Raw genomic sequence first — 22,605 nt, forward strand, 5'->3', positions numbered from 1 at the left:
GGCAAATAAAAAGGGCCCACACGGGGCCTTTTTGCTATGTTTTCAGTAGCTTCCTGCGCAGGTAATATCTGCGCTACAGGCTACTTTTACTTACTAAATTACCGGTTCCAGCGGCCGTCGCCGTCCCAGTCGCGGTGGTGGCCGTGATGGCGGCCCCAGCCTGGGTAGACCACCTGTGGCTGGTAGTACACCGGCTCTGGGCGCACATACACCGGCTGCGGCTGGTAGTACACGGGTGCTGGCCGCACGTAAACGGGTGGCGGAGGTTGGTAGTACACCGGGGCAGGTTGGTAGTACACGGGTGCGGGCTGCACATACACAGGGGCGTTGCCCACCACCACCTGGGCGCCGGGGGCCCCTACGCCTATGCTCCAGGACACATCGCCACGCGCCTGGGCCACGCTGGCGGCTCCCAAAGCGGCAACGGTCAACACAGCGGCAAAAATCGAACGGTGGAACTTCATACAGATCTCCTTGTTGCAAGTCCTGGGGCTAGCACCCCGTACACATGACAACGCAGCAGAGCGCAAGCGGTGGACACAGCCGCCCAGAAAAGGGTTGCCAAACGTAACCACGCCTCTGGACGCCTAGAATTGGAATATGAGCGCACCCACCCCCTCCCCCGCATCCGCCACCGCAGCAGCCGAGTCCACCAAGCCCAGCAACTTCTTGCGACAAATCATCGAGTCCGACCTGGCCGCTGGCACCTACGCCAGCCGCCGCTGGGCCGGTAGCCCGGGCGATGGTGCCCACCATGCCGCAGGCCAGCCCGACCCGGCCAAAATCCGCACCCGCTTCCCGCCCGAACCCAATGGCTACCTGCACATAGGCCACGCCAAAAGCATCTGCCTGAACTTCGGCCTGGCGCGCGACTACGGCGGTGTGTGCCACCTGCGCTTTGACGACACCAACCCCGAAAAAGAAGACACCGAATACGTCAACAGCATCATCGACTCGGTCAAATGGCTGGGCTTCGACTGGAACGGCAGCCAAGGCGACTACAGCGCGCCCCCCTACCAGGCCAGCGACTACTTCGACTTCATGTACCGCGCCGCCGAATACCTAGTGCAAGCCGGCCACGCCTATGTGGACGAGCAAACCGTAGAGCAAATGCGCGTCAACCGTGGCGACTTCAGCAAGCCCGGCGTAGACAGCCCCTTCCGCACCCGCACGCCCGACGAGAACCTGGCCCGCTTCCGCGAAATGCGCGACGGCAAGCACGAAGATGGCTCCATGGTGCTGCGCGCCAAGATCGACATGGCCAGCCCCAACATCAACCTGCGCGACCCGGCCATCTACCGCATACGCCGCGCCACCCACCACCACACCGGCGACACCTGGTGCATCTACCCGATGTACACCTTCGCCCACCCCATCGAAGACGCGCTGGAGCAAATCACCCACAGCATCTGCACGCTGGAATTTGAAGACCAACGCCCCTTCTACGACTGGCTGATGGCCCGCCTGTGCGACGGCGGCCTGCTGGCCAGCCCGCCACCCAAGCAGTACGAATTTGCCCGGCTCAACCTCACCTACGTCATCACCAGCAAACGCAAACTCGCCCAGCTGGTGTACGACCACAAGGTCAGCGGCTGGGACGACCCGCGCATGCCCACCATCGTCGGCCTGCGCCGCCGTGGCTACACCCCTGAAAGCCTGCAACTCTTCGCCGAGCGCATCGGCGTAACCAAGAGCGACAGCTGGATCGACTACAGCACCTTAGAGGGCTGCCTGCGCGAAGACCTGGAAACCAAGGCCCACCGCGGCATGGCCGTGCTCAACCCCGTCAAGCTGGTGCTCACCAACTGGGATGAGGTGATGGGCGCCGGCCACCTGGAACCCTGCATCCTCCCCGCCCTACCCCACGTCGTCGAAGGCACCCAGCCCCCGCCGCCCCGCCTGTTCACCATCGGCAAAGAGGTGTGGATAGAGCGCGAAGACTTTGAAGAAGTGCCGCCCAAGGGCTACAAGCGTCTGTTCCCCGGCAACAAGGTGCGCCTCAAAGGCGGCTACGTCATCGAATGCACCGGCTGCGTCAAAGACGACGCCGGCGTTATCACCGAAGTGCAAGCCACCGTGGTGCCCGATACCAAGAGCGGCACCCCCGGCGCAGACAGCGTCAAGGTCAAAGCCGCCATCACCTGGGTCGGCGTAGCCAACGGCGTCAGCGCCGAAGTCCGCATGTACGACCGCCTGTTCAGCGACGCCCAGCCCGACGCCGGCGGCAAAGACTTCATCGAGAGCCTGAACCCCAACAGCCTCAAAGTCATCACCGCCATCGTCGAGCCATCGCTAGCGAATGCGCAGCCCGACCAGAAGTTCCAGTTCGAACGCCACGGCTACTTCGTCGCCGACCGCGTGGACCATGTGGTGGGGCAGAAGCCGGTGTTTAACTTGGCTGTGGGGTTGAAGGATTCTTGGGGGAAGTAAGCTTCTACTGAAAATATCCGCTCCTAAAAATTATCAGAACTGATATAAAATGAAGCGCATCCAATGGCTGGGAAGCTCGCTGAACGCGGTACGCGAATTCCCAGAGGATGCGCGGGCTCTGATAGGCCAAGAGCTCCGCACGGTGCAAAGCGGTTTGATGCCCAGCGACTTCAAACCCATGCCCACCGTGGGAGCCGGGGCGTATGAAATCAGGGTGCGCGCAGGCAACCAGTACCGGGTCGTCTATGTGGCCAAGTTTGCAGAAGCCGTGTACGTGCTGCACTCTTTCGTCAAGAAAACGCCAAAGACCGCCCCAGCCGATCTGGACCTGGCCCAAGCCCGATACACCGCACTACTGGCCGAGCGAAAGGAGAAGAAGAAATGACCGCCAAATTGAACCGCGTTGTAGGCAGCGACAACGTCTTCCGCGACCTGGGCTTCCCCGAAGCCGAAGCGCAAAACCTGCTGCTGCGCACCGACCTCGTCGTGCACATCCGCAAAGTCATAGCCAAACTCGACCTCACCCAAGCCGAAGCCGCCAAACGCGCCGGCATCACCCAGCCACGCATGAATGATCTGGTGAAGGGGCGGACGCAAAAATTCACGCTGGATGCGCTGGTGAATGTGGCTGCGCAATTGGGGTATACGGTGAAGATGTCCTTGAAAAAGGCGGCTTGATGCAGCACTCCGTTTATTGGCGCTGTACTTGCCGCTGGTCGACCACCGAAACGTGCTCAACAATGCATCTGGCACGCTAACAACCATCGCACACGGCGCCGCCCGCCGCACTTATGTTGAGGACCCGGACAAATGGCTGAATCTCAAACAACTCGGGCAGTAAAGCGCGCCACACCCAAGCCCGCCGAGTCCATGCAGCACAGGGTAGAAACCGCCCTGAAACAAGCCTCCAAGCAGGCTAAAAAACAGCTCGCCGCGCAAGGGCTCAAACTTCCTACCCAAAACTGGGTAGGGTCGGCTGTTAAGCACCCTGCTGCTTAGGCTTCAACCGCTAGCATTAAACCCTCGCTAGCCCGCCCCTACTCGACCAGAAGTTCCAGTTGGAACGTCAGGGCTACTTCGCCGCCGACCGCGTGGACCATGTGGTGGGGTAGAAGCCGGTGTTTAACTTGGCGGTGGGGTTGAAGGATTCTTGGGGGAAGTAGATAACTAAAACGTCTAAGTAGTTGAGCAAATAGGGAGCAGCAATGGATTCAAAAACAATCGAAAGCAAAACCACATATCCAGCCGCTGGGCCGTCGGTGTGGTTTCGATTCGATGGTCCCATAACAGACAACAATAAGGTTTCCCTGCGAACACTGGGAAAAACAATAGATCACCTGCAAAGTGCAATTGATAGAGCATATTTGGACGTCAAATACAAGGACGTCTTTAAATATCAAAAACTTAAGGAAGCAGAGTATCAAGAAGTTGAATTCATCGTTATGCCTCCTGAAGAAGGCAGCTATATTCAAGAGGCGATTGCAAAAATATCAAATGCAACAAGCAAAGGAATTATTACTAGACTTAATAATGCACTGACTAATGCTTACGAGAAAACAAATGCGCCGATTGGCAGTGAGTCAATCTCAATAAAAGATCAAGCAACACAGCGTCAACAAGTATTCAATACAACAAAATCGGCACAAACATACGACGACTTTGTAGCGCAAGAGATTAACCAACTATCCCAAGCATTTGGCGAACGAAGCATAAACAAAGAAATTGATCAAATTCTCAGCTTGATAAGAAATGAAAAAAATAACGGCAGCGTATTTGAAATTAGCTTATTTGACTCCAAACAAGGACCAAAATTTACTTTTGATCAAGAGAGAGCCACTAGATTCCATCGGGTAGTTTCCGAAAGACGGATAGGTAAGCCATTAGTACTGGAGATAGAACTTAGGTCGTTGGATGCAGGAAAAGCTGGAACCCCCGCTCATGGCAAGGCTAAAAACCTAGCTAGTGGCAAAGAATGCGTCATGCATATTCCCGATCCTAAAGTATTTGGCAAACTCTCTAATCATCTACGAAAAGTCAAGAGGAAACGCCTCCAAGTTGTGGCATGTCCAGTCTATGAATATGATGCTTGGGACCCAAAAGCTGGCGATGTTGTCGTAATCGCATTCCTAGGGGTACTTGATGATCTCCAAGTCGACTGAAGACCTAATAGACTCCTACACTGAGGAAATAAAAAATAAATTTCCTTTACGTTATGCACTGTGCTTACTTCTAGGCCTCCTCCTATATTGGGGGGCTACAAATGGATCTTACAAGAGTGCATTAATTGGCACTCTCGCATTAAATCCAAATTCCGCCGTTTCCGGCGAAAATGGTTTAACGAATATTCCCATCTATATATACACCGTACTATTTTCAATAATTTATGCAGTTTTTAATTCTTGTCAAAAAATCACAGAAAATTATATTAGATACATAGCAAATCTCCCTAGAATTCGCCAACCACTAGAAGAACTGATAAATAACAAAACCGAGAAAAAAGAAAAAATTGATCGAGCAGTTTTTGAATCGTTGGTTAGCGACTTCAATAAAACCAGGGAACAAATGGAGAAGTTAGCATCGAATTCGCAAACATGCATTGTTGCAGGTATTATTTTCCTGGTTATTTCTTATTTTGGCAATATTCTTGATATAGCAATTGGCTCCATATTAATAAGTACGGGATTATTTTTCTTGCATAAATCATGCAAGATATTTATTCAAGATTTATTACCCAAGAGATTCGACATAAGACGAATTCTTCTAATACTAGAGAATAGTACAAAGCCACAACCCGAAGAATTCTTAGACTAACTTTCCGACACCTGCTGCGGATAGTGGACTGCCTGTAGCCCTCGTGCACGCAATTAGCAATTTTCAGGAGTGCCTTGTGGGAATGGACTTAACGACATCGCAGCTGCTACCTAAGTCCGTACAGGGGTGCAGTTCCGGCACGACAGGTCTGGCTTTCTGAACCATTCAGGGTTTCCGTTCTAGCCTTGTGCCTTGGATTTGCTACACTTTTGGTAGCTTCTTACGCAGTATTTATCGGCACCAACGGCATATTCCGCATACAAGTTAACAGTCTCGCCAATTCGGTGCTGCTGGCAACACCCAAACCTTAATTTGGTATGACGCACCCCATTCTGGGTACGCACCTCACGCCCCTGCATGCCACAGCCAGCCTGGCCGACGCCCTTATCCCACGCGTCCGCCAGCGGGTGCTGGCGGTACTGTACTGCAGGCCGGACCGCAGCTTTTACGCCAACGAGGTGATTGCACTGGCCCAAAGCGCCAGGCAACGTACCCCATTCGGGCTAAGAAACGGTAGTGTTGGCAGCCGCCAGCAGCCAACCCGAGGGCGATGCACGCACATAATTTTGGGCGCACACCGCTACACAAAAACATACGCACATGGCCACACAACCCTCTCGTCGCCGGCAAAAGCAAGGCATCGCCATCCTGAAGCAAAAGGGCATGCAGGCCGTCTTTCTCGGCGGGGCCATGCTGCTGGTTCCGCCGCTGTTCGCCAACTCACCGGTACTCAAGACGGTTGCCACCGGGCTACGCACACCGGCCTGGTTTGCCGTGGGAGTGGGCATGTTGTTCCTGGCAACCTATGCCATCGCGAGGCGCATAGCCGACAAGGCGGCTAACACCACGGCCACCAGTGCACTCGACACGCCCGCACGCGCACGGCCAACGCTGGTAGAGCCCACGTTCACGCCGGCAGCACAAACTATCGCACCAGCCTCCAGCCCAGAACCCGCCAGTACCTGGAGCCCGGCGGTGTTCGCCGCCATCGAATGGCGCAGATTTGAGGCGGTGTGTGAGGCGCTGTTTGCCCAATCCGGCTACACCACCCGCTCGCAATCACACGGAGCCGATGGCGGAGTGGATATCTGGCTGCATGCTGCCAACGCGTCCAGCACAGATGGCCCGGTGGCCGTGGTGCAGTGCAAACACTGGCAAGGCAAGCAAGTGGGCGTCAAGGAAATCCGCGAATTCTTTGGTGTGATGGCCTCGCACAAGCTCAAGCGCGGCATCTACGCCACCACCTCCACCTACACGGCCGACGCCCAGCAGTTCGCTACAGCCAATGGCATCGCCACATTGGACGGCACCGCCCTGCTAGTCAAAATCGCCAAACTCACACCCGAACAGCAGCAAGCGCTGCTGGCCGTGGCCCATGAAGGCGAATACTGGGAGCCCACCTGCGCGAGCTGCGGCGTAAAGATGCTGGAGCGCACACCCAGCAAAGGCGGCGCAGCATTTTGGGGCTGCGCCAACTACCCCCGCTGCAAGTCGCGGCTGGCTATGCTGGCGACACGGTAGAACGCATCCGCTCCTAGTTTCATAGCTGCTGGCGCAGTATTTATCTGCGCCAGCAGCCCATTTGACACACAGACATGCAGCCCCGGTGACCTCCGATCCATGCGCCCTTCCATTGCCCTCAACCGACACCGTGATGCCGTCTGCCTTGCCGCAGCCCGCTACCGGGTGGCGAATCCTCGGGTGTTTAGCTCTGCCTTGCGCGGGGAAGACCTCGAAGGCAGCGACCTTGGCATACGCATGAAATGGGCAACGCCCTAGCGCATGGCCAGTTTGCGGTAAACCTTGCCACCATGGGCTGGATCGTCCAGAACGGTTTGTCTTTGTTTCAAATCTAGTTAGCTACGCTTTTAGTAGCTTCTTTCGCTCGATTCGCGGGCGCTAGAGCCCCCAATACAGCTACACATCCATCCGCTTGGTATAGATATCCATCACAAAACGAAGGCCAGAATTCGAAGGCAGTACATGCATGGGCATCCATGCGCAGATGGCTTGCCACTGAAGCTTGGTAGGTGCCACGTAAACCTCGGCCACGCCAAGTCCATTTAGAAAATTACCAATGGTTGGCGCCAACTGGAGTTGTAGCGCTGGAGCCGCAAGTGAGGTGAAAGTCGCTAGATGCAGCGCCTGCCAGATGGACATGCCACTGGCACATGCCAGCATCAACGCAAAAAAAGGCAATTCGTTGTGCCGAGCTTTGGCAGCAACCGCGATGGCATCTATCGGCAAGGGCAAGCCCAATGCAACAAGTAGCCTGAGCGCCTCACGCACAACCGTCAAATCCGCATCCTGTATCGCCTCGGCCACATAGCTCGACTGATTCTCAGTGTCTATGGTGCAAGCAGTCGCCAAAGCGGCTTTGCGGATGGCGGGGACTGCATCCTGCAAAGCCACTTGGCAGGCATGCAACCCAGCAGGAAGCTTTAGCTGCGCCAGGCCTGCCAGCGCATAGCGTTTTCGGCGTGTACTGCCCTCGCTTAGCAATACAGCCACGTAGAGCTGCAACAAGTTTTCAGGCTCGCTCTTACCCCAATGCCGCCCGAGCCAACGTATGGAAAACGAGTCATCCCACAGCGCAAAGTCGATAAGCGCCTGTACGTCCACCAAGTTTTTGCGCCGCAAAGCCACCAGAAATGCCCGCCGCAACGGCATGGTGCGTACTTGACGCAGCGTGTGAAACCGTTCGATCAGGTCGCCATCCGGCAATCCAAACACATCTTGCTCAACCTGCCTGGCGATGGAGGGATCGCCACAGCGCATGGCGAATTGGACGCGCTCAGCACCTGACCATGCCAGAGCTTGATTGCACCGCGTCCAACACGCCAGCCTCACTGTCGCACGGCAATGCATGAGTCCGTTCACCAATGCCACTCGCCCTTCATCGGTACCCAGCCTTTGCGCCAAGGCATCGCTTACTGCCGCATGGTTAACCCGGCTCTGCTCTTGCAGGGCTTCGAGTTCAGGCAGAGTGTCAATCAGGATGGCAAACGGTAGGTCGCTCAACCACTTCAGCGTCAGTTGCAGGGCCAATTCACGGTTGCTGGGAACGTAGTCATTTAACCTTTGGATGGTGGGTTTAAATGCCTCCGTCCCATCAAGAAGCGCCAAGGCTTTTAAGCAAAACTCTCGGACGTAGCCGCTTCTGTTGTCTAGATTGGCAATGAGCGCTTGGGAACCAAGTGCCAGAACCTGCTCACGCGAAAGAATCCTGGTACCGAGCCATTCTGAATAAGCGTTGTCGAAACCTTCACCACAAACGGTGTAATAGCCAGCAGGATCCTCGTAATATGGCCGCTTGACGTCACGGACTTGCTCTTTTGGCAGCTTGCGCCCGTAAACCAACTTATCTAAAAATTTCAAGAACGCCATTGCTTTCACGCCTTCGATACGTTGTTGGCCTTGCGTCGTACATGCAGATGCGTCTGCACCGCATCTCCCTCGCCACTCTTCACCTCTTTCACCTCCAGATACGCGGCCTGCTGGCGAATGAGTTCGCCCAGCTTGGCAACACCATAGTTGCGCGGGTCAAATGACGGGTTGCTGCGGGTGATCTGCCCTCCTAGCGCCGCGAGTGTGGTCCATCCATCTTCTCGGGCGGTGGCATTCAGAGCGTTGAGCAACATAGGCTTGAGCTTGGGCAGTTCAGCCACCGGCTCTTGGCCGGGCTTTGCTTCTTCAGGTTGAGTGCGCAAGATTTCGGTATAGATGAACTTGTCACATGCGGCCACAAAGGGCTCCGGCGTTTTGCGTTCGCCAAAGCCATAGACCACCAGTCCCGCCTCCCGGATGCGGGTAGCCAGGCGGGTGAAGTCGCTGTCGCTGCTGACTAGGCAAAAGCCATCCACGCTGCCGGCATGCAAAACGTCCATGGCGTCGATGATCAATGCGGAGTCGGTAGCGTTTTTACCGCTGGTGTAGCTGAACTGCTGTATAGGCTGGATGGCCATGGTGTGCAGCACATCCTTCCAGCCCTTGAGGTTGGTGGTGGTCCAGTCGCCATAGGCGCGCTTGATGGTGGCTGTGCCGTAGCGCGACACCTCGGCCAGCAGCTCCTGGATAACGGATGCCTGTGCGTTGTCGGCGTCAATCAAGACGGCGAGTTTTTGGTTGTTGTTGGTGGCCATGGTGCTCTCCCTGTACTTTCGGCATCCTACCGAGGAGTAAAGACGGCATGCGTCTCTTGTGGTGGAAACGTCATATTTAATAGCTACGTGTGCAGCTAGCATCTACTCCGGCGGCCTATTTGATTGATGAACGAGCCATGCGACACCAACCACCGCTGACAGCGCTATAGTGACGCATCACCCCTTCGCCACTGGAGCCCGCCATGACCACCGCCGCCGAAGCCCTGAGTGCCCAAGCCGCCCAGCTGCCACCCGCAGAACGGATGGAAGTGGTGGAGCGCATTCTCGATAGCTTGGACGAACCCGACGCCGCGCTAGACGCACTATGGGCCCAAGAAGCAGACGACCGGCTGGCAGCTTACCGGCGCGGGGAAATCAAGGCAGTGGCCTTGTCGGATGTGATCGCCAAATACCAAGTTACCCGCAAGCACGCATGAGCATCCGCTTGCTGGCACCGGCCCAGGCTGAACTGGACGAGGCCATCACCTGGTACGCAGAGCAGGCCCCGGGCTTGGGCGATACCTTCTTGATTGAAACGCTCAAGACGCTGCAGCTCATAGAGCAGTTTCCGCAGGCTTGGCACCCGCTCACACCCCACATTCGCCGCTGCCGCTTGCGCCGCTTTCCTTACAGCGTGGTCTATACCCAGGACGGCGTGGACATTCTTGTCCTAGCCATTGCGCACCAACACCGCAAGCCCGGGTATTGGAAAAACAGGCTGAACTAAGCCATGCAGCCCCAACCCATCCTCCACTTCTGGTTCGAAGAGCTAACCCCCAAGCAGCACTTCACCAAAGACGCTGCCCTGGACGAAACCATCCGCAGCCGCTTCGGCGCCACGCTGGAGGCCGCTGCCCAATGTGAGCTGTTTGCCTGGCGCGCCACACCCGAGGGGCGGCTGGCGGAGATAGTGGTGCTGGACCAGTTCTCGCGCAATGTGTACCGCGACACACCCCGCGCCTTTGCACAGGACGCCTTGGCCCTGGCGCTGGCACAAGAGCTGGTGGCCAGCGGGCAAGACCACCACCTGCCCACGGCGCAGCGCATCTTTGCCTACATGCCCTGTATGCACAGCGAGTCCGCGCTGGTGCACACCCAGGCCGTGGCCCTGTTTGCACAGCCGGGTATGGAGGACAACCTGGACTACGAGCTGCGCCACAAAGCCATCATCGACCGCTTTGGCCGCTACCCCCACCGCAACGCCGTGCTGGGCCGCAGCTCTACGGCGGAAGAGCTGGTTTACTTGAGCGAACCCGGGTCTTCGTTCTAGGCTTGCCCCTTGGACTTGCTACGCTTTTGGTAGCTGCTTGCGCAGGTTTTATCTGCGGCAGAGGCCGATTTAACGGGAAACCGTTACGCTCCAGTAAACTCCCGCCATGCACCCTGCCATCGCCCAACACCGTGCCGGCATCACCGCCATCTGCCAGCGCTACCGCATCCAGCGGCTGGAGGTGTTTGGCTCGGCGGCGCGGGCAGATGACTTTGACCCAGCCAACAGCGACGCAGACTTTTTGGTGGAGTTTGCCCCCGGCGTGCAGCCCGGGCTGGATTCCCTATTTGGAGCCAAAGCGGCGCTGGAAACCTTGCTGGGCCGTGGGGTAGACCTGGTAGAGCCCGGCGCGGTGCGCAACCCCTACGTGCTGGCCAGCATCAACCGCAACCGCGAAGCCGTCTATGCAGCGTGACCCGCGTGCCTAATTCCATTTCCAGATCAATACGAGATTAGGCGCGAAGCCGCAGACAGTGGTTTGCCACGGCAAGGCGAAGCAACGACATATTCGGATTGATCTGGAAATGGAATAACTGTGGGACGTGCGCGAATCGGCCTTGGCGATTCAGTCGTTTACCGCAGGCATGGACGCAACAGCCTACGCGGACAACGCGATGGCACAGGCGGGGGTAGAGCGCAAGTTTGAAATCATCGGCGAAGCCCTCAACCAGTTGGCCAAGTTGGATGCTGCCTTGGCCGCACGCATCCCAGACCTGCCGCAGATCGTGGCATTTCGCAACCAACTGATCCACGGCTACGCCACAGTGAACGTGGGCACGGTGTGGAACATTGCGCAGAACGCACTGCCCTCGTTGCTTGGGGCAGTGCAGGCATTGTTGGACGAACTGCATTAGAGATTAGCTGCGCTGGTGCTCGCCCAGGCCGCAACTCTACGGCGCAAGACCTGGTTTTCTTGAGCGAACCCGGGTCTTCGTTCTAGCCTTACGCCTTGGATTTGCTACGCTTTTGGTAGCTGCTTGCGCATATTGCACCTGCACCAGCCACCTATTTCACACAAAAATCTAGGGGCCACTAAACTCTTGCCCATGCCCGTCCAAGCCAAACCAGCCCCGCGCGTAGTCGTCTTTGCAGGCCCCAATGGGGCGGGCAAGTCTACCCACGCTGATGCCATCCTGGCAGCACTGGGCATCGAAGTGTTTGTCAACGCGGACTACATCGCCAGAGGCTTGTCGGGACGCAACACCGATGCAGTCGCATTTGAAGCGGGCCGCATTATGCTCAAGCGCTTGCGCCAGTTGGGTGATGCGCAAGCAGACTTCGCGTTCGAGTCCACCTTATCCAGCCGCAGCTTTGCGCCCTTCTTACGCTCGCTCAAGGCGCAAGGCTACTCCGTGGCGGTGTACTACTTTGCACTGGCCAACCCGCAGATGGCGGTGCGCAGGGTGAAGTTGCGTGTAGCTCTGGGCGGGCACGATGTGCCAGCTGACGTGATACGTAGACGCTTCGGACGCAGTCTCGACAACTTCTTTGCGCTGTACGCGACGCTGGCCGATGAGTGGACTCTGTTTGATAATTCAACACCACCCCAGGCGCAAACGGTTGCCGCCTTCGCTGCAGACCAACTGACTGTTATGGAACCCACCACATGGCGCAAGCTCCAAAAACCCCGCAAAACCGTCTGACCCCCTCGCCCAAAGCACTGCAAAAAGCTTTGCAACAGTCGGCACAGCAGGCGCAGCGCTTGGCCGATGCTTTTGGTGTGAAAGTGCCCGGCCTCAAACCCAAAGTGCCTCACAGCGTGTCGCATTCGGGTTGAGAAACTACATTTTTATAGCGGCTTGTGCTGACTCCACGGGCGCTAGGGATGCTCTGCAAAACTCAAGCGAGGATGAGGTAGTGCGGATCGGGATGGGATGCAAGGCGCTTTTTGCAGCCAATAGCCGTAGCTATTGGCAAGAAAAGCAACGCCGCAGACCGCCCGAGGCCGTGCTGCCACAGCCCGCTAGGAGTTTTGCAGAGCGTCCCTAGAGGTTGTTTGAACTTATTTAAACCTGCAGCGCCCCTAAACTCCCATCCATGCGCCCCTCCGAAGCCATCACCCTGCACCACACGCAAATCCGCGAGATTGCACTGCGCCACCGCGTCAGCGGCGTGCGGGTATTTGGCTCGGCCCTGCATGGTGATGACACCGTCGATAGCGATCTGGACCTGCTGGTGGAACCCAGGGCACACACTACGTTGATGGACATTGGCGCCATCCGCTTTGAACTGAAGCAGTTACTGGGCATGGAGGTGGATGTGCTCACCCCCAATAGCCTGCCCGCGAGCTTTCGCGATCAGGTTCTCAATGAAGCAGTAACTCTTTAAGCGTTGGGCCCATGCCCCGCAAACACCACCACGTCTACGTGGTCGAACTCTCCAAAGACGTGCTGCTGGAGCCGCGCTTTCGCAAGGGCAACCCGGGCTATGTGGACGGCAAGCCCTGCGTGTATGTGGGTATGACCGGACTGGACCCGGATGTACGCTTTGACAAGCACAAGGCTGGTATCCAGGCCAACCGTTTTGTGCAACAGTACGGCATGCGCCTGCTGCCGGACCTGTACGAGGGCTTCAACCCCATGGGCTATGACGACGCGGTGGACAAGGAGATCGAGGTGGGCATCGACCTGCGCTCGGCAGGGTTTGGGGTGTGGCAGGCCTGAACAGGCTTGTAAACTCGCGGGCTTTGCCTGCCTGGGTACGGAGATCGCATGAGTAAACCTGACAACCACTACAAACCCTTCGTGATCGGCGTTGCAGGCGGCAGTGGCAGCGGTAAATCGACGGTGACGCGCCAGGTGCTGTCGTCCATCGGGCCGGAGATGGCCTCGGTGGTGTACCAGGACGACTACTACTGCGACCAGACGCACCTCTCGATGGATGAGCGCGTCAAAACCAATTACGACCACCCCGACGCCTTTGACTGGCCGCTGATGGTGAAGCACATGCAGGCCCTGCGCCGGGGTGAGTCCATCGACATGCCCACCTACGACTTTGTGACGCACAACCGCGCGCCCACCACCGTGGTCGTGAACCCGGCGCCGGTGATCGTGATCGAAGGCCTGTTTGCGCTGTTTGACGCGGACTTGCGCAAGATGATGTCGCTCAAAATCTTTGTCGATACCGCCGCCGATGTGCGCTTCATCCGCCGCCTGCAGCGCGACATGGCCGAACGCGGGCGCAGCGCCGAGAGCGTGATCAACCAGTACCTGGAAACCGTGCGACCCATGCACAAGCAGTTCATCGAGCCCACCAAGCGCCGCGCCGATGTGATCTTGCCGCACGGCGCCAACGGGCCGGCGGTAGACATCATCACCACCAAAGTCGTCAGTTTGATCCGCGATCTGGAGCGCGGATCAGGCATCTAGTTCACTACACTTTTCGTAGCTGTTTGCGCAGATTACCCGTGCTCTAGAAACACATTCATCTCATGAGATACATACCTCAGACGGACCACCACAACCGTTCGTCCTGAGCTTGTCGAAGGAGCCCGTCCTGAGCTTGTCGAAGGGCTCCATCAGCAGGCCCTTCGACAAGCTCAGGGCGAACGGGGTTTTGATGTGCGAGGCTGCTATCTCAGGCATGTATCTAACCAGGCCCATTCAAGCCACAAAATCCACAGCCGCGCAAACCGCAGCCACCTGCGCAGCAATGCATTGCTCGGGCGTGGCGCGGGGGCTGTCGGGGTAGACCTCGGTGGTGGTGGTGTAGCGGGCGCCGCTGATGCCGGCACACAGGCCCAGCGATTCCATCGCGTAGTGGATCACGCCATGGGCCACCAGGGGTGAACCGATGATGCCGCCCTGCTCGTCGGCTGGGGCGATATGGGTCACCTGCTCCACCGCTTCGATGATGGCCTGCTGGAACGCAGGCTGGGGGTTGGCCATGTCGTCCACCAGGTAGAAGCCGTCGGGGATGCCATGGGGCTCGAACGGCTTGCCGTCGCGCGCGGCCACGGCGGGCAGGTATTCAGAGCCGTCGGTATCCGTGGTTTCGTGCAGGTCGATGTGGGCGGCGAACTGGCCGCGCAGCGGCGCCACCAGGCGCATCAGGGCTGCGGACTCCTGCGCCGGGCTGCCCGCGCGGAACGAGCGGTTGGGGTCGATGGCGTCAAAGTTCCAACGCTGGATGCGCTCGTACGCCCAGGGGCTGACGCAGGGCACGACCAGCAGGTTGACCCGGCCGGCATAGCTCTCGGCATGCGCGTCCACAAAGCGCAGCGCGCCCTGCACGCCGCTGGTTTCATAGCCGTGCACACCGCCGGTGACCAGCACGCTGGGCAAGGCCCTGTTCCAGTTGCGGCTGCGGATGGCCTGCAGCGCAAAGCGCTCGTCGCCATACACGACTTCGGCATAGCCCTCCACGTCGAAGCGGTCACGCAGGCGGTCCACTGCCGTCAGCACATCGTCGGCATAGCTGCGCTGGCGCACCTGGCGTGCGCGCCACTGGGCGAGTTCGGCAACGCCCCATGGCTGGCCGGGGATGCCGATGGGGTAGAAATAGGGGGTGCTCATGGGGCCTTGGCTTTAAAAAAAGTGACGGGGAATTATCGGGTTCGCCGTGGCCGGCAGCATGCAGCCCTTGCAATCCTGGACCTGCGCCACCAATTAAATGGGATGAGCGAATCCCTGCACATCGTCTGCCCCCATTGCCACACCACCAACCGCGTACGTACCGACCTGCTCGGCAGCGCGCCAGATTGTGGGAGCTGCAAAAAGCCCCTGTTCACCGGCAAGCCGGTAGACCTGGACGTGGCCGCGTTTGACAAGCACCTGCAACGCAACCAGATTCCGCTGCTGGTGGACTTCTGGGCACCATGGTGTGGCCCGTGCCGGCAGATGGCGCCCGCCTATGTGCAGGCCGCAGGCCAGCTGGAGCCACGCATCCGCGTGGCCAAGGTAGACACCGAGGCCCACCAAGAGCTGGGCGCGCGCTACCAAATCCGCAGCATCCCCACGCTGGCGCTGTTTGTCGGCGGCCGCGAGGTGGCCCGCCAAGCCGGTGCCATGGGTGCGGCCGACATCCTGCGCTGGGTGCAGCAGCACAGCCCGCGCTGAAGCGCCCAGCGCAAATACACCAATTTGCATTTACCCGCAGCGGCACCGATATTGCGCGGCTGGTACCTTCCACTTCTTTTTATTCCATCCACCCACTCAGGTTCCACACCATGCTATTTAACCCACTGAAAGTCGGCGCCCTTACCCTGCCTAACCGCATCTTGCTGGCCCCGCTGACGCGCACGCGCGCCGACGCAGGCCATCTGCCCAATGACCTGATGACGGAGTACTACAGCCAGCGCGCCACCGGCGGCCTGCTGATCACCGAATGCACCATGGTGGAGCCCGGCACCTCGGCCTTCATCAACGAACCCGGCATCTACAACGAAGCGCAAATTGCCGCCTGGAAGAAGGTCACAGCAGCCGTGCACGCCAAGGGCGGCCGCATCTTCATGCAGATCTGGCACGCCGGCCGCGCCGCGCACCCGGACATCAACAACGGTGTGCCCATCGTGTCCAGCAGCGCTACAGCGGTGGAGGGCGACATCCACACGCCGAATGGCAAGGTGCCGCACGCCGTGCCGCGCGCGCTGACGGCTGAAGAGATTCCAGCCATCGTCGCCGCCTTCGCCCAGGGCGCCAAGAACGCCATCGCTGCCGGCTTTGACGGCGTGGAAGTGCACGGCGCGAATGGCTATTTGATCGACCAGTTCCTGCGCGACACGCCCAACCAGCGTACCGACGGCTACGGCGGCTCGCTGGAGAACCGCGCGCGCTTCCTGTTCGAAGTGCTGACCGCCGTGACCGCCGCGATTGGCTCAGACAAAGTGGGCCTGCGCCTGTCGCCACTGAACAGCTACAACAGCATGAAGGACAGCGACCCGCTGGCGCTGATCGGCTTCCTGGCCGACAAGCTCAACGCCTACAACCTGGCCTACCTGCACGTGATGCGTACCGACTTCTTTGGCGCACAAAAAGGCGATGTGCTGACCATCGCCCGCGAGAAGTACAAGGGTGTGCTGGTCGGCAACATGGGCTACACCGCCGAAGAGGCCGAGGAAGCCATCAGCGCCGGCAAGCTCGACGCCGTGGCCTTTGGCACCAGCTTCCTGGCCAACCCGGACCTGCCCGCCCGCATCCAGCTCAAGGCTCCGCTGAACACGCCCGACCAAAGCACCTTCTACAGCCCGGGCGCCAAGGGCTACACCGACTACCCCACGCTGTAAGAACGGCACCGGGCTGCTACGGTTTTAAGAGCTTCTGGCGCAGGTATGCACTGCGCCAGAGGCCTGAATGGCTTAGAACCTGGGCTGCCCGCCCGGCCCCGATTCGGTTACCCTTGGCCCATTCAAACCAAGGAAATCCTCATGAAAAAACTCAACATCACCATCCAGATGGAATTGTCCGTACCCGACGACTGGGAACTGGCCAAGACCTCAGAGGGCGGCCAGGTGCTGAAGCTGCCAAACGGGCAGTTCATGGACATCGCCATCGAGCCGCTGTTTGCCAGCGACCCGGAAGAAACCTGGAGCAGCACCGACGACGACGATGTGCTGAACGACGTGCTGGACATGATTGAAAGCGAAGACGTGCGCTACCAGTTTGTAACGCACTGAGCGTCTACCCACCCCAAAGCGGCTTCGGCCGCTTTTTTCATTTTTGATGGTGCTGGACTGGCGACAGGTCTTGCAAAAGACGGTTTTCCCGCCAGACCGGACATACCTTGTGCGTGCACAGCGGCGATTCGGCACGCCGTGCGGCATGCATACGGGAATTTGTCTGACAGTCACGGGCGGCGATGGCGGCTGTAATAAAGCGGTCGCACTGCAGAACATGCGTGCCTAACCGAGAAAGGAACCCCCATGACCCAGTACGCCACCATCATCGGCCACGTAACCTATACACCCGGCGACGGCGCACCCATCACCATTCCCAAGGGCATGGTGGAAATCGAGCTGTCTCCCGACAGCGCCACCCTGAGCTGGACCGCCGACAACGGCGTGGCCGGGCTGACAGCCATCCCGCTGACGCAGTTCCAGGAATACCTGCGCGACCAGAAAATTGCGCTGAAACGTTAGTGTTTGTATCGCTGCCGGCGCCAGCAAACCCATGCGCCGCAGGCAAATAAGCCCCAATTTACACAGCGAATTAACCGCCAAATAGCTATATTTTCAATAGCGCCTAGCGCAGTATAAATAAGCGCTAGAGGCATATTTCACCCATCATTTCCATGGCAGCTGCGTGCGTGACCTGACGCATGTGGAACACTCTGTGCTTGAAAAAGTCACACCAGTGCATAAACGTCCTGTTACATTTTGAGACTGCTGCTGGACGGACGGCTGCGCCCAGCCAGCCATGCAAAGGAAATGATGACTTCGTATAACGATGGGTTTGCCGATTTTGAATGCATTGCAGCAGGTGCAGTCACGGTCAAGCCCGATGACGGCGCCACCAACAGCGATGTCGTCGCGACGATGGGCTCCCCCGCTGCGGGTGACCAGCTCACACTAGCCGATATCCAGAACTCGGCGGGCAGCCTGTGGGTCGTAGACGTTGACGGCGCGGGCCGGACCGTGCCCGCGCTGCCGCAGACCACCTTCGTTGGCGGAGCCAATTTGCCCGTCAGCCCCTACGCCCGGGCCACCGATGTGGCTGGCTACAGCACGGCCGCATCGGCACTGCTGATCGCCCCTACCGCCGCCCAGGTGGATAAGCTGACCGGGCGCAATGCCAGCGTCGCCGTGGGCAATTTCTACATCACCAGCGTGACCCAGGCCACCACGGCGGCGTCGCTGGATGCTGGGGTGATCCGCCTTGACAACACGCAGGACCCCGCAGAAAGTACACAGACGCTCAGTATTCATAATATGAATGAAAACCTCATCATGTATTCCGGCCAAAGTGCGGCACCGGTGATCATCGCGCCGGACTCGATCTGCTGCCGCTCGGAAAGCACTGGACTGCGCGTCTCCAAGGCAAGCGACGATCTGGCGGCGTATTTCGACGCCAGCACGGGCAAGAGCGCGGGCAAGGTGGTCAGCAGCATCCAGCCAAGCACCGCGCCCCAGCTGTACGCCACGCCGGGCATGTTGGCATCGTTTGCCGGCCTGCTGCGCAGCATCGGTCATGCCGGTGCCATGCCCTCGTACTGAAATACTCCCATGGACGAAAAAGACCTCAACAAAGAGCGCTTGGAGCTGGCGCTGGAGGCAGCCGGCCTGGACTTGTGGGAAAACAACCTGCTGACAGGCGAGGTCACCCGCAAGGCGCTAAAGACCTTCCGCGAGCTGGGCTACGACGACAACGAGGTGCTGCTCAACGTGGATCGCCTGTTTGAGTTTGTCCACCCTGAAGACCGGAGCATGATCCAGACGGCGGTGGGCGACCACCTGGAAGGCCGCACGCCACAGTACCGCTGCGAGTTCCGCCTGCTGGCCAAGAACGGCAGCTGGGTGTGGTACGCCAACTATGGCCGGGTCATGGACGCCGCCGACTTGCAGCGCGGCCAGCGCTTCATTGGCGTGACCTTCAACATCGATGGCCGCAAGCGCAAGGAAGACGAGATCGCCCTGATCAACCGCCAGTTGGCCGAGCAGAACGCCTTGTTGCAAAGCATGAACACCGCGCTGGAGCTGCTGGCCGCCAGCGACTCGCTCACCGGCCTGGCCAACCGCCGCACGCTGCTGGAGCTGGGCGCCAAGGAATGCATACGCGCCGAGCGCTTCCAGCACCCGCTGTCGGTGCTGATGGTGGACATCGACTCCTTCAAGGCGGTGAACGACAACTGGGGCCATTCGGTGGGTGACCGGGTGATTTGCGCCGTCGCCGACGCCTGCCGCCAGCGCATGCGCGAAGACCTGGACACCGTAGCCCGACTGGGTGGCGAGGAATTTGTGGTGGTGCTGCCCGAAACCAGCTTAGCCAACGCCCGCCTGGTGGCCGAGTCGCTGCGCCAGTCCGTACAGGAACAGCAGGTTGTCAACGACGACGGCGACCGCGTGCCGTTCACCGTCAGCATTGGTGTGGCCACGCTGGGCCCCGGAGGTGAGTCGTTTGAGCAGCTGCTGAACCACGCCGACAAGGCGCTGTACAAAGCCAAGCAGACCGGCAGAAACCAGGTGCAGTCCTTCGCCGCCCTGCCCTCCAAGCCTCAGCTGGTGCCTCCAGCCAAGTCCGCCAGCTCGGATTGAGCGCTATTGAATAAATAGCAGCTTGCGCACACAGTGCAAGCGCCAGCAGCGTTTTCTGGCTTGATTGTTGCATTCACTGCGACAGGCAGCGGCCACTCACGGCTGCCACTGCCGACCACCAGGAACCAGCCCATGCCCCCTGCTCTTTTGAAAAGTCTGTTCGCCGGTACGATTTTCAGCAGCGCCTTTCTGCTGTTTCTGGTGCAGCCGCTGATCGCCAAGCAGATCCTGCCCTGGTTTGGCGGCTCGGCGGCCGTGTGGTCGGTGTGCATGGTGTTCTTCCAGGTGGTGCTGCTGGCCGGCTATGCCTATGCCGACTGGCTGACCCGCCGGCCGGTGCGCGTGCAGGCGGCTGTGCACTGCACGCTGCTGCTGTGCAGCCTGGTGTTTCTGCCCATCATCACCGCCGCGCACTGGAAGCCTACCGGCGCGGAGGACCCGTCGCTGCGCATCCTGGGCCTGCTGCTGGGCACCATTGGCCTGCCGTATTTTTTGCTGTCTACCACCGGGCCACTGGTGCAGTCATGGCTGGCGCGCACGCCCTGGGGTATGCAGGTGTACCGCTACTTTTCGCTGTCCAACCTGGCGTCGCTGGCGTCGCTGCTGGCCTACCCGGTGCTGATTGAGCCGTATACCGCGCTGCGGGAACAAGCCATGGGCTGGTCCTGGGGCTATGCGGGTTTTGTGCTGATGTGCGGTGCCGCCAGCCTGCATGCGGCGGGCTTGAAACCCTATGCGCCTGATCCACACAGCAGACCGACAGCCAGCGCGGGCCTGCCGCAAGCCGCCCCCAGCCTGGGCACCTATGGGCTGTGGCTGGCACTACCGGCCCTGGCATCCTGGCTGCTGCTGGCCGTGACCAACCACATCACGCAGAACGTAGCCGCCATTCCGTTCCTGTGGGTGCTGCCCTTGTCGGTCTACCTGCTGAGCTTTGTGCTGACCTTTGAAAGCGACCGCTGGTACCGCCGCAGCCTGCTGCTGCCCGCCACCGCCGTAGCGCTGCTGCTGTGCGCCTATGGCCTGCAAGACGGCATAGGCTACGGCCTGCAAACCGGCGTACCGCTGTATGTTGGCGGCCTGCTGGTGTTGTGCATGTTTCTGCACGGCGAAATGGCCAGCATGCGCCCTGGCCATGCCTACCTGACGCGCTTCTACCTGATGCTGTCGCTAGGCGGCGCACTGGGTGGGGTCACGGTGGGCCTGGTGGCGCCGCATGTGCTGCCGGCCTACTACGAGATGGGCATAGGCCTGGTGCTGGTGGCCGTGCTGGGTGCGGTGGTGTTCCGCCGCCAGCGGCTGCGCGCCGGTGTCTGCATGCTGCTGGTGCTGGCTTGCAGCTATTTCGTCTGGCAGCAAGTGCGTGACGAGCAGGACGGCACGCGGCGCATGGCGCGCAACTTCTACGGCACGCTAAGCAGCCTGGACAGCATCGACGCAGACGAGCCCGCGAGCAGCGTGCGCCAGCTCTACCACGGCTCGGTGAAACACGGCGAGCAGTACCTGGCGGCCGACCGCCGCCGCGAGGCCACGGCCTACTACGGCAAGACCTCGGGCGTGGGCCGGGCCATTCTGTCGGCACCGGCCACACCGCGCCGGGTGGGCCTAATCGGCCTGGGCGCGGGCACCCTGGCCAGCTATGGCCGCGCCGGCGACGTATACCGCGTGTATGAGATCAACCCCCAGGTGTTCGACTTTGCCGACAGCGAATTCAGCTTCTTGAAAGACAGCCCAGCGCAGATCGAGCGTGTGCTGGGCGACGCACGCCTGGCGCTGGAGCGCGAAGCGCCGCAACGCTTTGACGTGCTGGCGGTGGACGCGTTCTCGGGCGACTCGGTGCCCATCCACCTGATCACCGCCGAGGCCATGCAGGTGTATTTGCGCCACTTGCAGCCAGAGGGCATCATCGCCTTCCACGTCACCAACCGCTTCCTCAACCTGGCCCCGGTGGTCGAAAAAATCGCCCTGGCCCAGGGCCTGCAGGTGGCCTTTGTACATGACGAGGCCGAAGACAGCGACCTGCGCCGCACCGACTGGATACTGGTCAGCCGCAGCGCCCAGCGCCTGCAGACTCTGCTGATCAGGACCGCCAGCAGCGCGATCACGGCGATACCCGGCCTGCGTCTCTGGACCGATGATTTCAACAACCTGTTCGGGGTGCTGAAGTAGCAAGCAACGCTATTATTTGTATAGCTACTGGCGCTTACTTACCTTCCGCAGAAAGCACTTTTCACTACGAATTTTGCGCAGTCCACAGAATCACATTCCACTCCAAGGGATTCCAGCTGCGGCTGCGGCTGAACTCCAGCTGCCCGTTGGGCATCTTCCAGCGTAGCATCCCACCCAAGCGCTGCGGTTGACCGAGCTGGGTGTTGAACCGCTGCAGCCATGCGCCATGGACCCACCAGGGTACTTGCACCATGGCACGCACGAGCTTTCCCTGGTTGAAAAACGTTGCGAGCATCAGCGCTGCATCTCCATCGGCCTTGTCGATCTGGGCATAGCAGACCCGCTCCCCCAGGGTGTCTGCACCCGGCGCTTGCGCCACGCAGCGCAGTGGCACACCGTCAAAATGTTTGAGTACCGCCGCCTCATCCATGTCCTGCGAAAGCTCTGCCAGGCGGACCGTCACCGCCGGCGATGTCTCGCGGATATAGGTGCCATACACATCCATCCGGTGGCGGTTCAAGAACACCAGCAGCGCCAGCGATACCAACACCGCAATACCAACAACTTGTAGCCACTTGGGCAGATCTCGGTTCATT

The 22,605-nt window shown here is 59.4% G+C and carries 28 protein-coding genes; 22 read left to right on the forward strand and 6 right to left on the reverse strand.

Annotated elements, in window-relative coordinates:
- Window positions 1-98: 98 nt before the first annotated feature.
- Window positions 99-464, reverse strand: a complete 366-nt coding sequence (locus AC4BBN_RS03290; RefSeq protein ID WP_490590516.1) for a hypothetical protein — start codon at window positions 462-464, stop codon at window positions 99-101.
- A gap of 136 nt (window positions 465-600) precedes the next feature.
- Here AC4BBN_RS03290 and AC4BBN_RS03295 point away from each other — a divergent pair, with 136 nt between their 5' ends.
- From AC4BBN_RS03295 to AC4BBN_RS03320, 6 genes are all read left to right on the forward strand, one after another.
- On the forward strand, window positions 601-2,430 hold the full coding sequence (locus AC4BBN_RS03295; RefSeq protein WP_490590517.1) for a glutamine--tRNA ligase/YqeY domain fusion protein: 1,830 nt from the start codon (window positions 601-603) through the stop codon (window positions 2,428-2,430).
- Window positions 2,431-2,479: 49 nt separating this feature from the next.
- Entirely contained in the window at window positions 2,480-2,815 is a 336-nt protein-coding gene (locus tag AC4BBN_RS03300) for a type II toxin-antitoxin system RelE/ParE family toxin (protein WP_490590518.1), read from the forward strand.
- Window positions 2,812-3,108, forward strand: coding sequence for a helix-turn-helix domain-containing protein (locus AC4BBN_RS03305; protein ID WP_490590519.1), 297 nt, complete (start codon window positions 2,812-2,814; stop codon window positions 3,106-3,108). The genes AC4BBN_RS03300 and AC4BBN_RS03305 overlap by 4 nt, the downstream gene beginning before the upstream one ends.
- Window positions 3,109-3,635: 527 nt before the next feature.
- The gene (locus AC4BBN_RS03310; RefSeq protein ID WP_490590520.1) at window positions 3,636-4,589 is read left to right on the forward strand and encodes a hypothetical protein; all 954 of its coding nucleotides are present in this window, start codon (window positions 3,636-3,638) and stop codon (window positions 4,587-4,589) included.
- The gene (locus tag AC4BBN_RS03315; RefSeq protein ID WP_490590521.1) at window positions 4,570-5,241 is read left to right on the forward strand and encodes a hypothetical protein; all 672 of its coding nucleotides are present in this window, start codon (window positions 4,570-4,572) and stop codon (window positions 5,239-5,241) included. Before AC4BBN_RS03310 ends, AC4BBN_RS03315 begins: the two co-directional genes overlap by 20 nt.
- 600 nt (window positions 5,242-5,841) lie before the next feature.
- Window positions 5,842-6,762 (forward strand): restriction endonuclease, encoded by a 921-nt coding sequence (locus AC4BBN_RS03320; RefSeq protein ID WP_490590522.1) that lies wholly within the window; start codon window positions 5,842-5,844, stop codon window positions 6,760-6,762.
- 396 nt (window positions 6,763-7,158) lie between these two features.
- Here AC4BBN_RS03320 and AC4BBN_RS03325 read toward each other — a convergent pair whose 3' ends face one another.
- Both AC4BBN_RS03325 and AC4BBN_RS03330 read right to left on the reverse strand, forming a co-directional pair.
- The gene (locus tag AC4BBN_RS03325) at window positions 7,159-8,628 is read right to left on the reverse strand and encodes a HEAT repeat domain-containing protein (RefSeq protein ID WP_490590523.1); all 1,470 of its coding nucleotides are present in this window, start codon (window positions 8,626-8,628) and stop codon (window positions 7,159-7,161) included.
- 5 nt (window positions 8,629-8,633) lie between these two features.
- Entirely contained in the window at window positions 8,634-9,383 is a 750-nt protein-coding gene (locus AC4BBN_RS03330; protein WP_490590524.1) for an NYN domain-containing protein, read from the reverse strand.
- Between the two features lie 203 nt (window positions 9,384-9,586).
- Between AC4BBN_RS03330 and AC4BBN_RS03335 the strand changes: the two genes are divergently transcribed.
- The 9 genes from AC4BBN_RS03335 (at window position 9,587) to udk (ending at window position 14,021) form a co-directional block, all read left to right on the forward strand.
- A complete protein-coding gene (locus AC4BBN_RS03335; RefSeq protein WP_490590525.1) occupies window positions 9,587-9,820 on the forward strand; it encodes an addiction module protein in 234 nt (77 codons plus the stop codon).
- Complete coding sequence (locus AC4BBN_RS03340) at window positions 9,817-10,110, forward strand: type II toxin-antitoxin system RelE/ParE family toxin (protein WP_490590526.1); 294 nt, start codon at window positions 9,817-9,819, stop codon at window positions 10,108-10,110. The genes AC4BBN_RS03335 and AC4BBN_RS03340 overlap by 4 nt, the downstream gene beginning before the upstream one ends.
- Before the next feature lie 3 nt (window positions 10,111-10,113).
- On the forward strand, window positions 10,114-10,653 hold the full coding sequence (locus tag AC4BBN_RS03345) for a DUF924 family protein (RefSeq protein WP_490590527.1): 540 nt from the start codon (window positions 10,114-10,116) through the stop codon (window positions 10,651-10,653).
- Between the two features lie 106 nt (window positions 10,654-10,759).
- Complete coding sequence (locus AC4BBN_RS03350; RefSeq protein WP_490590528.1) at window positions 10,760-11,068, forward strand: nucleotidyltransferase family protein; 309 nt, start codon at window positions 10,760-10,762, stop codon at window positions 11,066-11,068.
- A gap of 127 nt (window positions 11,069-11,195) precedes the next feature.
- Entirely contained in the window at window positions 11,196-11,507 is a 312-nt protein-coding gene (locus AC4BBN_RS03355) for a HepT-like ribonuclease domain-containing protein (RefSeq protein ID WP_490590529.1), read from the forward strand.
- Between the two features lie 192 nt (window positions 11,508-11,699).
- Window positions 11,700-12,296 (forward strand): ATPase, encoded by a 597-nt coding sequence (locus tag AC4BBN_RS03360; RefSeq protein WP_490590530.1) that lies wholly within the window; start codon window positions 11,700-11,702, stop codon window positions 12,294-12,296.
- A gap of 394 nt (window positions 12,297-12,690) precedes the next feature.
- Window positions 12,691-12,981, forward strand: coding sequence for a nucleotidyltransferase family protein (locus AC4BBN_RS03365; RefSeq protein ID WP_490590531.1), 291 nt, complete (start codon window positions 12,691-12,693; stop codon window positions 12,979-12,981).
- Window positions 12,982-12,992: 11 nt separating this feature from the next.
- Window positions 12,993-13,316 carry a hypothetical protein gene (locus AC4BBN_RS03370; RefSeq protein ID WP_490590532.1) on the forward strand — a complete coding sequence of 108 codons (324 nt, stop codon included), beginning with the start codon at window positions 12,993-12,995 and terminating at the stop codon, window positions 13,314-13,316.
- 48 nt (window positions 13,317-13,364) lie between these two features.
- The gene (udk, locus tag AC4BBN_RS03375; protein WP_490590533.1) at window positions 13,365-14,021 is read left to right on the forward strand and encodes a uridine kinase; all 657 of its coding nucleotides are present in this window, start codon (window positions 13,365-13,367) and stop codon (window positions 14,019-14,021) included.
- Window positions 14,022-14,081: 60 nt separating this feature from the next.
- Here the strand turns inward: udk and AC4BBN_RS03380 are convergent, their stop codons facing one another.
- Both AC4BBN_RS03380 and AC4BBN_RS03385 read right to left on the reverse strand, forming a co-directional pair.
- Window positions 14,082-14,237 (reverse strand): hypothetical protein, encoded by a 156-nt coding sequence (locus AC4BBN_RS03380; protein WP_490590534.1) that lies wholly within the window; start codon window positions 14,235-14,237, stop codon window positions 14,082-14,084.
- Between the two features lie 18 nt (window positions 14,238-14,255).
- Complete coding sequence (locus AC4BBN_RS03385; protein WP_490590535.1) at window positions 14,256-15,167, reverse strand: M14 family metallopeptidase; 912 nt, start codon at window positions 15,165-15,167, stop codon at window positions 14,256-14,258.
- 102 nt (window positions 15,168-15,269) lie between these two features.
- Here AC4BBN_RS03385 and trxC point away from each other — a divergent pair, with 102 nt between their 5' ends.
- The 7 genes from trxC to AC4BBN_RS03420 all read left to right on the forward strand — a co-directional run bounded on the left by trxC (window position 15,270) and on the right by AC4BBN_RS03420 (window position 22,009).
- Window positions 15,270-15,710: a thioredoxin TrxC gene (gene trxC, locus AC4BBN_RS03390; protein WP_490590536.1), complete on the forward strand. Its 441-nt coding sequence runs from the start codon at window positions 15,270-15,272 to the stop codon at window positions 15,708-15,710.
- A 110-nt stretch (window positions 15,711-15,820) separates the two neighbouring features.
- Window positions 15,821-16,876: an alkene reductase gene (locus AC4BBN_RS03395; RefSeq protein ID WP_490590537.1), complete on the forward strand. Its 1,056-nt coding sequence runs from the start codon at window positions 15,821-15,823 to the stop codon at window positions 16,874-16,876.
- 141 nt (window positions 16,877-17,017) lie between these two features.
- Window positions 17,018-17,266: a hypothetical protein gene (locus AC4BBN_RS03400; protein WP_490590538.1), complete on the forward strand. Its 249-nt coding sequence runs from the start codon at window positions 17,018-17,020 to the stop codon at window positions 17,264-17,266.
- 246 nt (window positions 17,267-17,512) lie between these two features.
- Window positions 17,513-17,728, forward strand: coding sequence for a hypothetical protein (locus tag AC4BBN_RS03405; protein ID WP_490590539.1), 216 nt, complete (start codon window positions 17,513-17,515; stop codon window positions 17,726-17,728).
- A gap of 291 nt (window positions 17,729-18,019) precedes the next feature.
- Window positions 18,020-18,802 carry a hypothetical protein gene (locus AC4BBN_RS03410; RefSeq protein ID WP_490590540.1) on the forward strand — a complete coding sequence of 261 codons (783 nt, stop codon included), beginning with the start codon at window positions 18,020-18,022 and terminating at the stop codon, window positions 18,800-18,802.
- A 9-nt stretch (window positions 18,803-18,811) separates the two neighbouring features.
- The gene (locus AC4BBN_RS03415) at window positions 18,812-19,840 is read left to right on the forward strand and encodes a sensor domain-containing diguanylate cyclase (protein ID WP_490590541.1); all 1,029 of its coding nucleotides are present in this window, start codon (window positions 18,812-18,814) and stop codon (window positions 19,838-19,840) included.
- Window positions 19,841-19,972: 132 nt separating this feature from the next.
- Window positions 19,973-22,009 carry a spermidine synthase gene (locus tag AC4BBN_RS03420; RefSeq protein ID WP_490590542.1) on the forward strand — a complete coding sequence of 679 codons (2,037 nt, stop codon included), beginning with the start codon at window positions 19,973-19,975 and terminating at the stop codon, window positions 22,007-22,009.
- 64 nt (window positions 22,010-22,073) lie between these two features.
- Here the strand turns inward: AC4BBN_RS03420 and AC4BBN_RS03425 are convergent, their stop codons facing one another.
- A complete protein-coding gene (locus AC4BBN_RS03425) occupies window positions 22,074-22,604 on the reverse strand; it encodes a hypothetical protein (RefSeq protein WP_490590543.1) in 531 nt (176 codons plus the stop codon).
- Window position 22,605: the final 1 nt, after the last annotated feature.

Source organism: Rhodoferax sp. SPJ21, from assembly GCF_058216335.1.